This window comes from Dactylosporangium thailandense (genome assembly GCF_059739745.1).
The window spans coordinates 9,192,773-9,207,457 of record NZ_AP029195.1; the positions used below are offsets into that span (position 1 = coordinate 9,192,773).

Consider the following 14,685-nt stretch of genomic DNA (forward strand, 5'->3'; position numbering starts at 1 on the left):
AAGGAGGAACCCGGCAAGCAGGAAACCGGCAAGGAGCGAACGCTAGCGCCAGCGGTCGTCGCTGCCCTCGAAGTCGACGATCGGCCGGGCGGCCCGGCCGCCGCGGTGCTCGTCGCGAGCGCCGTTCCAGCCGTACTCCTCGTCGTCGTCCGGCCGCGCCCGCCGCGACACCCGCTCGTCCTCGCGCGCGGGCGTCGCCCAGCGCTCGTCCTCGCGGGAGTTCCCCGACGTCCAGCGCGAGGCCGGCTCGGCCGGGGAGGCGGGCAGCGCTGCCTGCGGACCGCCGATCGCCCGCTCGGAGCGGCGCACCTCGGACCAGCGGGTCGAGCCGGTGTCGTCGCGCCGGCCCTCCTCGTAGGTGCTCTCCGACCACTGCCCCTCGGGCCGGCGGCCCACCTCGACGCGGGCCTGCTCGCCGGAGGCCCAGCTGCGCTCGCGCTCCCGCCGCGCCTCGGAGCGGCGGGGGCTCTCGGTGCCGGACTCGTAGCGGCCCTCGAACCGGGAGTCGTAGGCCTCGTCGTCGCGGTCGTCCGGGTCGGCCCGCCGCCGCCCGCGCCGCTCGCCGCTGCGGTCATCGTGCCGGTCGTCATGCCGGTCGCCACGGTCGTCCGGGCCGGCGCGGTGTCCGCCGGTGGGCGAGCCGTCGGGGTAGTACTCCTCGTGCCGGACAGAGGCCCAGCGGTCCTCGATGCGCACGTGCGTGCCGGTCTCGTCGGCGTGCACGGCCGAGCGCCGCTCCCCCATGCGCAGCTCGCGGCCGCCGCGCTCGTCGCTGTGCACGGAGGCCCAGCGGTCGGTGGTGCGCATGCCGGTCACGCTGTCGTCATCGTCGTCCCGCTCGTCCGGGTCGGCCCGGCGCCGGCCCCCGCCGCCGCGCCGCTCGACGTCGGCGCCGCGGGACGGGGTCTGCGGCCACTCGCCGCTCTCGGCCCGGGCCATCCGCTCGCGGAGCAGCTGCTCGGTCCAGGAGCTCTGCTCGCGGGCCTGGTCGCGCAGCTGCTCGCGGCCGCGCTCGCCGCGGCCGTGGTCCTCGCGCTCGTCCCGGCGGCCGTAGTCGTCGCGGCGCTCGTCCCGGCGCTCCTCGCGGTGGCCGTACTCCTCGCGGTGGCCGTACTCCTCGCGGTGGCCGTACTCGTGGCGCTCGTCCCGCTGGCGTTGGTCGTCGCGGCGCTCCTGGCGGCGGCCGTACTCCTCGCCGCGCGGCTCGGGTCGCGGCTCGGGGCGCGCCGGGATGCGCTCGGCGCGGTCCGGGCGGCGCTGCTGCGGGATGTCGGCGCGCGGTCCGCCGCCGTAGACGGTGCCGGAGCGGGACTCGGTCGGGTCGACGACCATCGTCTTCGTGGTGACCTGCACGGTCTCGGTGTGCCGCAGCACGCCCTGGGGCACCGACGCCGAGCCGCTCGGGTGGTTCGGCGGCGGCGGCTGGGCGGCCGCCCGATCGAGCTGCCCGCGCAGCATCTCGACCTGGTTGCGCAGCGCGTCGACGGTCTCGTGCAGCACCCCGACACGCTCCATGAGCTGACCGTGGGTCTGGCGGGCCGCGTGCGTGATGTCGGCGCGGACGTTCTCGCGAAGGGTGTCGATCTCCTCGTACACCATCTCCTCGACCTCGCCCTTGACCGTCTCGCCCTCGCGCCGCAGCGCGATCGACAGGCCGATGAGGACGACGGCGAGCAGGCCGAGCACCGCGGCGAACTGCAGCACGAAGCCGCTGCCCACGAGCAGGAGCAGGGCGGCCAGCGGGGCCAGCCCGACACCGCCCCAGAAGAGCAGCTGGAGCAGCTTGGTGCTCCGCTTTTCCCCGGGTGGTCCGGTGGTCTCGGCGGCCGGCATGAGCAGAGAACTTACCCGCACTTGCCCACAAACGAAATGTCCTCCCGTACCGCCTCGGCGCGGCGGTACGAGAGGACGACTTCCGATCTTCGGGCTAGCCCAGCGAGCCGTCGGACGAGAACACCAGCGCGAGCGAGGCGGTGCCCTTCTTCAGGGCGTCCTTGCTCTGCGGGCCGCCGGCGTCGAGGCTCAGCACCTTGCCGAACTGGATGCCGTAGGTCTTCTCCAGGCCCGGCTGGCAGAACGGGCGCTGCGGGCACTCGGCGGGGCCGCCCAGGACGGTGGCCTGACCCGAGCACTTGGCCGCGAAGTCGCTGAGCGTCTTCAGGCCGTTCTTCGACGCGAACTCCGACGTCACCGCGAACGCGTTGCCGTCGGTCGCCTTGGACGCCTTGCCGAAGGCCAGGCCGGCCTTGCCGCCGAGGTCCTTCAGCGCGGTCACGGTCGCGTCGACGTCACCGGAGGCGAGCGTCTTGGCGTCCTTGCCGTTGACGGACTGGTTGATGAACTCGGTCAGGGTCGCGGCGTATTCCGGGACGACCTGAATGTCGCCCTTGGTGAGCTGGCCGTAGTAGACCTCGCGCTTGCCGATGGTCTGCACCGAGGCGTCGTAGCCCGCGGCGTCGAGGACCAGCTCGTAGAGCGCGCCGAGGGTGGCGCTCTCGGAGAAGTCCGCGGCGCCGATCTTGATGGCCCCGCCCTTGCCCTTCTCCAGTCCGGTGGTGAGGTTCGCGGTCTTGGCGAATTCCTCCGCCGCGACCTTCGAGGTCTTGCGGTCGACGTCGACCGCCTTGTTGAGCGCGATCAGCTTCTCGGGGGTGAGTGCGTCCGAGACCTTGTCCAGCGCCGCGATGAGGGCCGGGTCGGCGGCCTTCGCGTTGATCGCTGGAATCACGTTGTCCGCCAGCTGGAGCTTCTTGTCGTCGTCGAGGACGACCAGTTTCTCCCCAGCGACCGGGGCGCATCCCGCCCCGCTGACGCTCGCCGGCGCCTCAGTGCCCGAGGACCCCGACTCACCGCAGGCGGCGAGGCCCACACCGGCGAGACAGAGGAATACCCCGAGCGTGGCGCGTATGGCTGTTCGCAAAACTTGGCCCGCCTTCCGTGTCCCGGCGCGATCACTGTGACCGGCCGCGTGTCCGACGGACGGCGCTTGCATGGCAAGAAAGCCCGCCCGTTGTCCAATAGGCAACTCCGGCGATGGAAATTCGGCAACCGCAGCCAGGCACGTTTTCGTAACGACCGGTCACCGAGCTGTCGCGCAGATCACCTATTCGAGGTCAGGAGCGCCCGGCGGCCCGCCGCAGGACCTTCGGTGTGAGCTTGCGCTCAATGACCGCCATCACACCGTCGGCGATCAATGCCAGCCCGGCGACGAGGATCGCACCGGCGAGGATCTGCCCGCCGTGGCCGGGGCCGAGGCCGAAACCGGCCGAGATGATCATGCCGAGCCCGCCGCCGTTGACCGCGGTGGCCAGCGTCGCCGTGGCCACCACCGTGGTCGTGGCGATGCGCAGGCCCGTGGCCAGGAACGGCACCGCGAGCGGGAGCTCGACCCGCAGGAGCTGCTGCGCCGTGGTCATGCCAACGCCCTTGGCCGCGTCGCGGACCTCGGGGTCGACCTCGCGCATGCCGGTGTACGCGTTGGCGAGCAGGGCCGGCAGCGAGAACACCGCGAGCGCGATGATCACCGCGGGCTTGCCGAGCCCGATGGGCGTCAGCGACAGGATGGTCAGCAGCGCGATCACCGGGACGGCCTGGGTCAGGTTGGACAGCAGCACGATGAGGCCGGAGGCGGCCCCGCGCCGGCCCAGCAGGATGCCGACGGGCCACGCGACGACGCAGCCGAGCAGTACCGCCGCCAAGGAGATCTCGATGTGCTCCGTCAGGCGCTCGACGATCCCGCCCGGATTGCTCCAGTTCAGGGGATCATTGAGCCACACGAATGCGTCACTAATGACACTCATGCCGAGCGCCTCCGCGTCCACGGGGTCAGCGAACGGCTGACCAGAATGAGCACCACATCGAGCACGAGCGCGAGCGCGACGCAGGCGATCGCGGCCGTGGAGATCTCGGCCTTGTAATAGTTGTTGCGGAAGCCGGCCAGGATCAGCGAGCCCAGCCCGCCGTGCGAGCCGACGATCGCGCCGACCGTGACCAACGCCACTGTCGATACGGTCGCGAGCCGCAGCCCGGTGAGGATGCCCGGCAGGGCCAGCGGCAACTCGACGCGCCAGAGCCGGGCGGATCGGCTGTAGCCCATCGCGGTCGCGGCCTCGCGCACGTCGTCGGGCACCTGCAGCAGGCCGGTGAGGGCGTTGCGGATGAGCACGATCAGGGCGTACGAGGTGAGCGCGAGGATCACCGGCGACCGCCCGGTGCCCATGAACGGGGCCAGGAAGGCGAGCAGGGCCAGCGACGGAATCGTGTAAAGCACGCCGGCTGATGTCAGAATCGGCGTGGCGAGCGGGCGCACCCAGTACGCCAGCACCGCCAGCGGAATCGCGATGACCACCGCGATCGCCACCGACCACAGTGTGATCACGATGTGGTCGAGCAGCGCATCCCGGATCGTGTCGGCGTTGTCCCGGACGTACGACCAGGAGAACCAGGGGTTGCCCGCCTCACCGCGAGCCAGGAAGGACATGCGTGGACGTTACCGCGAAGCACGATGCCGCGCCGATCACGCTCGATCGGCTGCGCAAGGTGTATCCGGACGGAACGGTCGCGGTCGAGGAGCTCGGCCTCGAGATCGGCGCCGGCGAGGTCACGGTGCTGATCGGCCCGTCGGGCTGCGGCAAGTCGACGGTACTGCGGATGGTGAACCGCCTCATCGAGCCCTCCGGCGGCCGCATCCTCATCGACGGCACCGACGTCACGAACGCCGACCCGACGCAGCTGCGCCGCACCATCGGCTACGTGATCCAGAACGTCGGGCTCTTCCCGCACCAGAACGTGCGCACGAACGTCGGCACGGTGCCGCGGATGCTCGGCTGGGACAAGGGCCGGACCACCGCGCGCACCGACGAGCTGCTCGACCTCGTCGGCCTGCCCCCGGCGCAGTACGCGAAGCGCTACCCGCACGAGCTCTCGGGCGGCCAGCGCCAGCGGGTCGGCTTCGCCCGGGCGCTCGCCGCGGACCCGCGGGTGCTGCTCATGGACGAGCCGTTCTCGGCCGTCGACCCGATCAACCGGGGCCGGCTGCAGGACGAGTTCCTGCGGCTGCGGCGGGCGGTGCGCAAGACCACGATCCTCGTCACGCACGACCTGCAGGAGGCGATCAAGCTCGGGGACCGCATCGCGGTGCTCTCCGATCACGCGCAGCTGCAGCAGTACGCCACCCCGGCCGAGCTGCTCGCGCGGCCCGGCAACGAGTTCGTCGAGCGGTTCGTCGGCGAGGACCGCGGGATCATGCGGCTCTCGGTCACGCCCATCCCGTCCGACGGGCTGCGGCCGGTGGCGGAGGCCGGCGACGACGCGCCGGTGGTGTCGTCCGGCGCGACGCTGCGCGAGGCGTTCGGGGCGATGCTGGCGGCGGGCCGCGGCGCCGTGGTGGTGCGCGACGGCGACTCGCCGATCGGCGCGCTCACCGCCGCCGACGTCCAGGTCGCCCTGGCGTCCGCGGCGGTGGACACGCCCGCTTGAGCCTGACGCTCCGGGCGGCGGTTACGGCCGCCGCCCGGCCATGGTCGCCAGGCCGATGATCCAGCCCACGATCAGGCCGTAGCCCGCGCCGCCGGCCGCGTTCGCGGTGGCCTGGCCGAACGACGGGCTCGCCATCAGGAACGATGTGAGGAAGGCCGCGAGCGCGGCGGCGAAGATGTAGGCGGCCCATCCGGTGAAGATCGCCGAGAGGGTGCCGCGCGCCGAGGCCAGCTGCGCGCCGACGAGCAGCGTGATGAACAGCGCCGTGAAGAGCACCAGCAGGATGGCCTTGAGGTCGGCGCCGAGCACGTCGCGCACGGCGGCGTTCGTGTCGAGGTCCCAGGCCGGCCAGGCCAGGGTCTCCAGGAAGATGCCCCGGTCGCCCTTCTGGGTCCAGTCGACGTACCAGGGGCTGCCGAAGATCAGCACCAGGAGAAAGGCGACGAGCGTGCCCGCACTCGTCGCGGTGCGGTAACGGGATCGCGTGATTGCCATGCCGGGATAAGGCCCCCCGGCCGCGAAAAATAAACCGACGGCGATTTGTGCTACTTGTCGGCTTTCATGATGTAGTCGATGAATGCGGCCCGCACGAGCGGCTCGTTCTCGCCGTACTCGTGCTTGGTGACCTCGCGCCACAGGGCGACGGCGTCGTCGATGGTCGCGTCGAGGGAGCCGATCCAGCCGTCCTGGGTGTCCTCGTCGCTGTACGTCACATGCGTGAACAGGTCCCAGAAGAACTTGATGTCACGCTTCTGCCGCGCGAGGGCGAACGCGCGGTCGCGCAGCTCCTCGGTGGAAAGCGCTTCGAGCTGTTCGAACCTGACGTCAGTCATGGTCACCAGGCTATCTGGTCCCCCAGCGCTCCTCGACTCCCCAGCCGCGATCGGAGTCTTGCGCAGTGTCGTAGCCGCTGGTGGCGGGCCAGCTGCCGGTGCGGCTCGACGGCGGGGACCAGTTGTCGTCGGGCTCGGGCTGCGGCGCGGTGATCGACGGCGGGGTCCAGGGCGCCTCCTCGGCCTCCTCCGCCGCGGTGCGGGGGCGCCCGAAGGTCTCCACGAGCCGGGTCACCACCAGGCCGAGCCCGATCGCGCCGGCCGCGAGCGCGACCGGCTGCAGCTTCCAGCCCTCCGCCGCGGTGTACCGCAGCAGCAGCGTGATCACGGCGACCGCGAGCAGCGTGCCGAGCACCCCGCCGCGGCGGCCGAAGGCCGAGGTGCCGCCGGCCAGGGCCGCCCCGAGCGCGAGCGCGCTGACCGTGAACCCGCCGAAGGAGGCGCTCGCGTCGCCGGCCGCGACACCGCGGTCGTCGAGGGCCCCGAGCACCCCGGCGACCGCCGCGAGCAGGGCGGCCCCGGCCAGCGCGAGCCCGGTGAAGGTGGCCGCGCCGCCGCCGCGCCGGTCGGCCGGGTCACGCACGGGCCGGAAGCGGCCGAGCCCCCGCCGCAGCGGCCGGATGACGCCGAGGGCGCCGCCGCCGGCCGCGAGCACGGCCACGCCGATCGCCCACCACATCGCGTGCGGGTGCGGGTCGTAGGCGCCGGCGACGAGCTTCCCGGCGGGCTGGTCGGCGATCCAGGCGATGAGCGCGAGGGCGGCGCCGAGGCCGGCCGCCCAGCCGGGCACGTGGAAGGCGACGACCAGCACCGCGATCACCACGCCGACGCCGACGGCGATGAGTCCGGTGATGGCGGCGGTCATGAGCAGGCCGCGGTCGGCGTTCTTGGCGAAGAAGAGGGCCGCGGCGAAGGCGATCGGGCCGAGGGCCAGGTTGGGCGCGCCGGCCCGCAGGGTGAGGCCGGCGGCCACGGCGACCAGGCCGAGCTCGGCGCCGGAGAGCAGCAGCGCGCGCAGCTCCTCACCGTGCAGCGCCGCGGGGCTGGCGTCGTGGAGCAGGTACAGCAGCGCTCCCGCGGCCAGCAGCAGCACCAGCTCCCAGAGGGCGTGCACGGCGTAGCGGTCGCGGCCGGGCTCGCCGTGCTCGGGGTCGTCGAAGACGTCGCCGAGCTGCCGGGCGGTCGGGGGGCGGCGCCGGGCGTCGGGGCCCAGGCCCAGGGTGGTCTCGGAGCTCGGGGCGCCGTAGGCGGGCGAGACCGGGAAGTTCCCGGGGGTGTACACGGACTGGCTGGAGACGCCCAGCGTGGGTGCGTCCTCGGGCACGCCGCCCGACCGGAAGTCGGGTTCTTCCCGGAATCCGGGCTCACCGCGGAACCGCGAGTCGTCGTACGCCATGGCGCGCGCCTCCTGCCAGCCGACGGGTACGGGTCGCACAGTAACCGCGGAACGTGACCGGCGACAGACCCTGTACATGAGGATCCTGCGACGGATGGGCCGGATCCGCGCGCCGAGCGGATCCGCGGCCCCGATCAGGCCCGCCGATCAGGCGTTCTGGTCGTCGGGCGCCCGGTCGCTGCCGGTCTGACGGTTCTGCCGGGGCAGGTCCTTGTCCCGGTCGCTCGGAGGCACGCGGCAGGAGCGCTCCAGCCAGAGCGCGGCGGCGATGAGCACGATCGAGCCGGCCACGCCGAGCAGGGCCTGGGGCAGGTTCTCCGACACCTTGGCCAGCACGCCGCGCTGCGTGAGCAACCAGGTGGACAGGCCCACGTACATGCCGCCGAACAGGGCCGCGACCAGGGCGGAGGCCTTGCCGAGGACCGCGTACCGCGCGATCACCAGCGGCTGCAGCGGGCCGGCGCCCTCCTTGCGCAGGATGCGGTTGCGGGTGGAGTACGCCTCGATGCCCTCGAAGATCGCCAGGCCGATCAGGGTCAGCGGCGGCAGCCAGGGCAGCGTGGGCAGGCTGTTCCAGAAGTTGCTGATGGCGATCCAGGCCAGCGCCGTGGTGGCGAGCGCCGCGATCACCAGCGTGGCCGGGCGGGTCGGCTCCATCCGGCCCTTGGGTCCGTTCGGTCCCTTGGGTCCGTTCGCGTTGGGGTCTTCGGGTGACGGCGTGCCCATCTGCTTTCCGCTCCAGATCACGTATCGAGGTGGACGTCAACTCTTGGACGCAGGTCGGCGAGGTCGTCTGCGACCACGTCGGCGCGCAGCAGGTCGTTGACCCATCCGTGCCCCGGCAACTGGGCATACGGCTGGATGTCGAGCCAGGGCCGGAGCACGAATGCGCGCAGGTGGGCGCGCGGATGCGGCAAGGTCAACTCAGGGTCGCCGGAAGTCACCGGCGCCCCGTCGTCGTTCCACACGGCAATCACGTCAACGTCCAGGGTACGCGGGCCGAAGCGGCGCGCGGGATCACGCACGCGTCCGGCCGCCTCCTCGAGCCGGTGGGCGGCCGCGAGCCAGTCCGCCGGGGCGGCGTCCGGATCGGTCGCGAGCAGCACCGCGTTGAGGTAGTGCGGCTGGTCGGGATCACCCCAGGGTGGCGTCTCGTACACCCCCGAGACCAGGAACACCTTCTCCCCGAGCCCGGCGACGGCGCCCCGCAGGTGAGCCTCGCGGTCGCCGAGGTTGCTGCCGAGCGACAGCAGGGCGAGGGTCACGACCGCTCCCGGCGGATGACCACGGCGACGTCGGCGAACGTCAGCGGGATCGGGGCGTGCGGCTTGTGGACCGTGACGGTCGCGGCCCGCACCCGTTCGTCGGCCAGGCAGACGTCGGCGAGGCGCTGGGCCAGCGTCTCGATGAGGTCGACCGGCTCGCCGGCGACGACCGCGGCCAGCCCCTCGGCGAGCTCGCCGTAGTGCACGGTGTCCTTGACGTCGTCCGAGGCCGCGGCCGGGCGCAGGTCGAGCTCGAGGTCGACGTCGATCACGAAGTCCTGGCCCTCGCGGCGCTCGAAGTCGAACACGCCGTGGAAGCCGCGGACCGTGAGCCCCCGCAGGGCGATCCGGTCGCTGCTGTCGGGTCTCACTCCGCCGCCTTCATCGCCTGCCACACCTTGATCGCATCCACGTTGCCACGGACGTCGTGAACCCGCACGCCCCACGCGCCGGCGGCGACCGAGAGCACCGTGGTGGCGACGGTCGCGGCCTCGCGGTCCTCGGCCGGGCGGTCGTGGCCCTCGGCGTCGGCGAGCAGGCGGCCCAGGTGCGACTTGCGGCTGGAGCCGACCAGCACCGGGTGGTCGAGCGCGATCAGGTCGGGCAGGTGGGCGGCGAGCCGCCAGGTGTGCTCGGGCCTCTTGGCGAAGCCGAGCCCGGGGTCGAGGATGATCCGCTCGGGGTCGACGCCGGCGGCGACCGCGGCGTCCACGCGCTCGAGCAGCTCGGCGGCGACCTCCTTGACCACGTCGCCGTACACCGCCAGCTCCGCCATCCGCCGGGAGTGCCCGCGCCAGTGCATGAGCACCCACGGGCACCCGGCCGCGGCCACCACCCGGCCCATGTCGGGGTCGGCGAGGCCCCCGGAGACGTCGTTGACCAGCTCGACCCCGGCCTCGAGGGCGGCGGCGGCGACCGCGGCGCGGGTGGTGTCGATGCTCATCGCGATGCCCTCGGCGCGCAGGGCGCGGATGACCGGCAGCACGCGGGCGGACTCGGTGGCGGCGTCGACGCGCCCGGCCCCCGGACGGGTGCTCTCCCCGCCCACGTCGACGATGTCGGCGCCCTCGGCGGTCATCTGCCGCGCGTGGGCCACCGCGGCCTCGAGGTCCGCGTAGCGACCACCGTCGGAGAAGCTGTCCGGGGTCACGTTGAGCACGCCCATCACGAGCGGCGTTGAACGTCGCAAGACCATCACTTGAATGAAGGTACTCAACTCAATGCGGCCGCCCGGTGGCGACCTGCGACAACCTTAAGGGGGGCGCGCTCAGCCACCTCGCGAGGCACACTGTGCACACTGACCACGCTTCGGTCAGCTTGTTGGAAAGAGGGCTGCACCGTACTCTCTGCAAGTGAACGTTATTCGGACCGTTAAACCCGACAAAGGGCATTTAGCAGGGCAAACGCCCGGATAAGGTTCCGCCGGAGGACGACACAGCAGCCGGGGTTGTACCCCTGGGTCGTCTTTTCGGCGAGGCTTAACGCGCGGCGTGCACCTCGCCCGTCGCGCCTCCGGGGAGGTCTGATGATGTTGATGGAGATCGGCCAGGCGATGTGGGGCTCGGCCGCACGCGCCGTGGATGCGATCGCCCTCGCGCCGACGCCAACACCCGAGCCGAAGACGATCAACACCGACGGCATCCTGACGTTCTTCACGACCAAGATCGTGCCGATCCTGCTGGCGGCGCTCGGCGTCATCTTCATCGGCCGGGCCAGCAAGGGTGAGGTCTCGCGCGTCCTGACGAGTTCGGCGATCGCGATCATCGGCTTGGCCTTCGTGGCCGGCGCGGCGTCGCTGTTCTTCTTCGGTGACTCGCTGGTCAGCCTCATCTTCAAGTAGGTCTGACCTCCCATGCGCCTGCGCACCGACGACGACATCTACCGGGCCCGCCTGGTCTACCTGGGCCCGCCGGGCTACACGCTGCCCATTCAGCTGCCATACGCGCAGTACGGGGTGTTCGCGCTGCTGGTGCCGCTGTTCATGTTCATCCGCTACCTGATCACGCTGCACGTCGACTACTTCCCCGCCTACGAGATCGCCCTCGCGATCGTGGCGACGTCGCTGATCTTCCGTTACGTCGACCCCGATCGACCTGCCCGCATGGTGGTCCGCACCGCCCTGACCGACTGGCGTCACACGCGCGAGCCCAGCTCCGAGCAGCGTGACGCCCGCCTGGTCGGGTCCAAGGTGCGCATCCGCCCGGACCTCACCGGTGAGCTCGTATGACGACTCCGCCTCCCCGCAAGTCCGGGGGCTATCAGGACCGCTCGGACATCGACGACGACGCTGCGCAGTCAACCGACTACGATGGCGGACTTCGGGCCGCGGCCGAGGGCGGTCGCGTCGCGATGTTCCGCGGCACCGGCCCCGGCGCGCCGGGCTCGTCGCGCCCCGCGGGCGAGAACGGCACGAACGGCGGCACGGGTCGCCCCGGAGGACCGCAGCGGCCGGTGAGCGGCAAGCCCGCACCCGAGGTCGACTCGCCGTTCCTGGGCCTGTTCGACGACCAGCCCGGCGGGCCGCCGCGCGACCGGCTGCGGGCGCTGGAGCCGGGCCCCGGCCACGCCGACCGCGTCCAGCCCGTCTCCGGCATCCCGATCTCGGCCGCGCCGTCGTCGGGGGCGCCGCGGGCGCCCGAGGATCTGCGCGCCCCGAAGCGGGCGATCCCGCGCACCCCCGCCTCCGCCAACGGCGAGCGGCACGTGACGCGGCCGGCGCTGAGCGACCGGCCCGCGGCCCCGCCCGCCCGGCCGGTGCTTCCCGAGCGGCCGGCATACGACAACTGGACCGAGAGCAACGGGCGTCCGGCGCTGCGCGGGCGGCCCGAGCGGCCCTCCGCGCCCGGGCGCGATCCGTCGGGCGAGCACCCGCCGCTCGGCGATCGCCCGACCGCGGGTCCGGCCCGTTCCGGGGAGCGGATCACGCCGACGGATCAATGGGCCGCGCAACGGTATGGGACGCCCGCGGGACGGCCTGCTGCCGGCGGTACACCTCGGAAGGCGGTGACCACGGCACCACCGCCGCCGGCGCGACGGACGCAGCCCGCCCGCAGCGTCCCCGCCCAGCAGCCGCCCCGGCCGCCCCGCGCCATCCCGCCACCGCAGCGGGGCCGCAGGACGCCGCTGGACAAGGTGCCGAAGCCGAAGCAGAAGGACCGCAGCGCGGCGATCGACCTGGCGATCACCGAGATCGCCGGGCACCTGACGTTCACGCCGAACACGGTCACGGCCTGGTACTGGCTGCCCGAGGTGCGCTGGGCGTTCCGCCCCGACGCGGAGCGGGAGGCGCTGCTGTCGGCGATCTCCGAGCAGTACGCGGGCCTCGCCGGCTTCCGGCTGCACCTGCGGCGCACGACCCGGCCGTTCCCGGCCGACCAGTGGGCGCGCGTGGTCGACGGCAACACGCCGAACCCGCTGCCCTCCGTGCACGGCGCGCCCTCATGGTCCGACCACCTGGTCAACGCCCAGAAGCACCTGCTGTCGATCAACCACGCCGAGGGTCAGACGTACCTCGGGATCGCCTTCGCCCGCCGCACGCTGGGCGACACGCTGTCCGAGCGCATCGGGTCCCTGTTCAAGCGCGGGGTCGCCGACGCCGAGCGGCGCCGCATGGCCCGCACCGTCGAGCAGTTCGACGAGGTGCTGGGGGCCTTCGGCATGCGCGGCCGGCGGGTCACCGCGTTCGAGCTGGAGTGGCTGCTGTACCGGTCGGTGGCGCTGTGCATGTCCCCGCCCGGGCACATCACCTCGCTCGACGGGTCCTGGGACGCGGGCGACCTGCTGGCGCTGACCGAGGCGGTGGAGCGGTATCGCACGCCGTACGGATCGACGGTGAAGCTCGTCAATCGCCAGACCGGCGAGGAGCGCCACGTCGCCGTGCTGACCGTCGGGCGCATGGAGCCCCTGGAGATCCCCGAGCGGCACGAGCCGTGGCTGCACTTCCACGAGCGGCTGCCGTGGCCGATGGAGATCTCGTCGCGGATCGACATCCTGGGCCCGGGCGACTCGTTCCGCAACCTCGAGCACCGCCTGCGCCTGATCCGCTCGCAGCAGGCCGACTACTCCGAGCACGGCATCGACGCGCCCCCGGAGCTCGAGCGCCTGGCCAAGCGCGCGCTCACGATCGGCGACGAGATCAGCACCGGCCTGCCCGTCGACTCGTCCCGCGCGCACGGCTGGCATCGCATCGCGGTCGGCGGTCGTACCCGGGAGGAGTGCCTCGAGCGGGCCCGCCGGATCACGCAGATGTACTCGCGCGAGATGCGCGTCGCGCTGCAGCACCCGAAGAACCAGGACTGGCTCGCGCGCGAGTTCATCCCGGGCGAGCCGCTGGCCAACACCGGCTACCTGCGCCGCATGCCGGTCAAGCTCTTCGCGGCCGCGCTGCCCCAGGCCGCCTCGACCGTGGGCGACCGCCGCGGCGACCTCATCGGGCGCACGGCGGGCACCTCGCGCCGCCCGGTCTTCCTCGACCTGCACTTCCCGATGGAGGTGCGGGAGCGCTCGGGCCTGGCCGTCTTCGTGGCCGAGCCGGGCGGTGGCAAGTCGACCCTCATGGGCGCGCTGGGCTATCTGTCCGCGCGACGGGGCGTCCAGGTGACGCTGCTGGACCCGTCCGGGCCGCTCGCGCGCCTGTGCAGCATGCCGGAGCTGGCGCCGTATTCGCGCGTGCTCAACCTGACCGGCTCGGAGCAGGGCACACTCGCGCCCTATTCCCTCATCCCTACCCCGCAACGCGGCCATTACGCCCCCGGCCCGGCCGGCGATCGCGAGTTCGAGATCGCGATCTCCAACGCCCGCGCCGAGCGCCGCATGCTCGTGCAGGACATCTGCATGATGCTCGTACCACCCCAGGTGGCCCGCGAGGCATCGACGGCCACGATGCTGCGCCACGCGGTCCGCCAGGTGCCGGCCGAGGAGTCCTCGACGCTCGAGGACGTCATCCGCTCGCTGCGCGACACCGGCGACCACGACGCCACCGAGCTCGGTAACCTGCTGCTCGACACCGCAGAGATGCCGCTCGCCATGCTCTTCTTCGGCTCCCCACCCCCCGGCCTGCTCGGCGCCGACGCGGCCCTGACCGTCATCACGATGGCGGGCCTGCGGCTGCCCGACCTCAAGATCGAGCGCGAGTACTGGTCGGCCGAGGAGTCGCTCGCCCTGCCGATGCTGCACACCGCCCACCGCCTCGCCGTGCGCCGCTGCTACGGCGGCGACATGTCCCAGCGCAAGCTCGTAGGCCTGGACGAGGCCCACTTCATGGAGGGCTGGCGTTCGGGCCGCTCCTTCCTGGTCCGCCTCGCCCGCGACTCCCGCAAGTGGAACCTGGCCGCGCTCGTCGCCTCCCAGAACCCGAAGGACATCCTGGGCCTGGACGTGCAGAACCTCGTCTCGACCGTCTTCGTGGGTCGCATCGCCGAGGACAGCGAGATCGCGGCCGAGGCGCTTCGCCTGCTGCGTGTGCCGACGGATGTCGGCTACGAGCAGACCCTCGCGGCCCTGTCCCAGGTCGACACCAGCTCCTCGTCGCGCCTGGGCTTCCGCGAGTTCGTGATGCGCGACGTGGACGGGCGCGTCCAGAAGGTGCGCGTGGACGTTTCTTATGTTGCGGATCTGCTGCGGTACCTCGACACCACGCCTGGCGGCGCTGTTCCTGGCGCCGCGCTGGGCGGGGAGGTTGTGGACGTCCACGACGATGAGCCGGAGGATTAGC

General features: G+C 72.5%; 14 protein-coding genes and 1 pseudogene. 4 read left to right on the forward strand and 11 right to left on the reverse strand.

Going from position 1 to position 14,685, the window contains the following annotated elements:
- Positions 1-42: 42 nt before the first annotated feature.
- The 4 genes and pseudogenes from AC6JBM_RS40940 to AC6JBM_RS40955 all read right to left on the reverse strand — a co-directional run bounded on the left by AC6JBM_RS40940 (position 43) and on the right by AC6JBM_RS40955 (position 4,480).
- Entirely contained in the window at positions 43-1,833 is a 1,791-nt protein-coding gene (locus AC6JBM_RS40940; protein WP_497979170.1) for a hypothetical protein, read from the reverse strand.
- A gap of 94 nt (positions 1,834-1,927) precedes the next feature.
- Positions 1,928-3,018 (reverse strand): annotated as a pseudogene (locus tag AC6JBM_RS40945) (glycine betaine ABC transporter substrate-binding protein).
- A gap of 95 nt (positions 3,019-3,113) precedes the next feature.
- Positions 3,114-3,800, reverse strand: coding sequence for an ABC transporter permease (locus AC6JBM_RS40950; RefSeq protein ID WP_497979171.1), 687 nt, complete (start codon positions 3,798-3,800; stop codon positions 3,114-3,116).
- A complete protein-coding gene (locus tag AC6JBM_RS40955) occupies positions 3,797-4,480 on the reverse strand; it encodes an ABC transporter permease (protein ID WP_350612340.1) in 684 nt (227 codons plus the stop codon). The genes AC6JBM_RS40950 and AC6JBM_RS40955 overlap by 4 nt, the downstream gene beginning before the upstream one ends.
- Positions 4,481-4,482: 2 nt before the next feature.
- On the opposite strand from AC6JBM_RS40955, the gene AC6JBM_RS40960 reads away from it, so the two are divergent.
- Positions 4,483-5,478, forward strand: a complete 996-nt coding sequence (locus tag AC6JBM_RS40960; protein WP_497979172.1) for an ABC transporter ATP-binding protein — start codon at positions 4,483-4,485, stop codon at positions 5,476-5,478.
- A 21-nt stretch (positions 5,479-5,499) separates the two neighbouring features.
- Here AC6JBM_RS40960 and AC6JBM_RS40965 read toward each other — a convergent pair whose 3' ends face one another.
- The 7 genes from AC6JBM_RS40965 to folP all read right to left on the reverse strand — a co-directional run bounded on the left by AC6JBM_RS40965 (position 5,500) and on the right by folP (position 10,167).
- A complete protein-coding gene (locus AC6JBM_RS40965; protein ID WP_497979173.1) occupies positions 5,500-5,973 on the reverse strand; it encodes a hypothetical protein in 474 nt (157 codons plus the stop codon).
- A 50-nt stretch (positions 5,974-6,023) separates the two neighbouring features.
- Positions 6,024-6,311 carry a hypothetical protein gene (locus AC6JBM_RS40970; RefSeq protein WP_350612343.1) on the reverse strand — a complete coding sequence of 96 codons (288 nt, stop codon included), beginning with the start codon at positions 6,309-6,311 and terminating at the stop codon, positions 6,024-6,026.
- Between the two features lie 10 nt (positions 6,312-6,321).
- Positions 6,322-7,707 (reverse strand): ABC transporter permease, encoded by a 1,386-nt coding sequence (locus AC6JBM_RS40975; protein WP_497979174.1) that lies wholly within the window; start codon positions 7,705-7,707, stop codon positions 6,322-6,324.
- A 147-nt stretch (positions 7,708-7,854) separates the two neighbouring features.
- A complete protein-coding gene (locus AC6JBM_RS40980; protein ID WP_497979175.1) occupies positions 7,855-8,364 on the reverse strand; it encodes a DUF3180 domain-containing protein in 510 nt (169 codons plus the stop codon).
- Between the two features lie 86 nt (positions 8,365-8,450).
- Positions 8,451-8,972: a 2-amino-4-hydroxy-6-hydroxymethyldihydropteridine diphosphokinase gene (folK, locus tag AC6JBM_RS40985; protein WP_497979176.1), complete on the reverse strand. Its 522-nt coding sequence runs from the start codon at positions 8,970-8,972 to the stop codon at positions 8,451-8,453.
- The gene (folB, locus tag AC6JBM_RS40990; RefSeq protein ID WP_497979177.1) at positions 8,969-9,343 is read right to left on the reverse strand and encodes a dihydroneopterin aldolase; all 375 of its coding nucleotides are present in this window, start codon (positions 9,341-9,343) and stop codon (positions 8,969-8,971) included. Before folB ends, folK begins: the two co-directional genes overlap by 4 nt.
- Positions 9,340-10,167 carry a dihydropteroate synthase gene (folP, locus tag AC6JBM_RS40995; protein ID WP_497986645.1) on the reverse strand — a complete coding sequence of 276 codons (828 nt, stop codon included), beginning with the start codon at positions 10,165-10,167 and terminating at the stop codon, positions 9,340-9,342. The genes folB and folP overlap by 4 nt, the downstream gene beginning before the upstream one ends.
- A gap of 330 nt (positions 10,168-10,497) precedes the next feature.
- Between folP and AC6JBM_RS41000 the strand changes: the two genes are divergently transcribed.
- The 3 genes from AC6JBM_RS41000 (at position 10,498) to AC6JBM_RS41010 (ending at position 14,684) form a co-directional block, all read left to right on the forward strand.
- On the forward strand, positions 10,498-10,812 hold the full coding sequence (locus tag AC6JBM_RS41000) for a hypothetical protein (protein WP_350612348.1): 315 nt from the start codon (positions 10,498-10,500) through the stop codon (positions 10,810-10,812).
- A gap of 12 nt (positions 10,813-10,824) precedes the next feature.
- Positions 10,825-11,199: a hypothetical protein gene (locus tag AC6JBM_RS41005; RefSeq protein WP_350612349.1), complete on the forward strand. Its 375-nt coding sequence runs from the start codon at positions 10,825-10,827 to the stop codon at positions 11,197-11,199.
- A gap of 122 nt (positions 11,200-11,321) precedes the next feature.
- Positions 11,322-14,684, forward strand: coding sequence for an ATP-binding protein (locus AC6JBM_RS41010; protein WP_497986646.1), 3,363 nt, complete (start codon positions 11,322-11,324; stop codon positions 14,682-14,684).
- Position 14,685 lies beyond the last annotated feature (1 nt).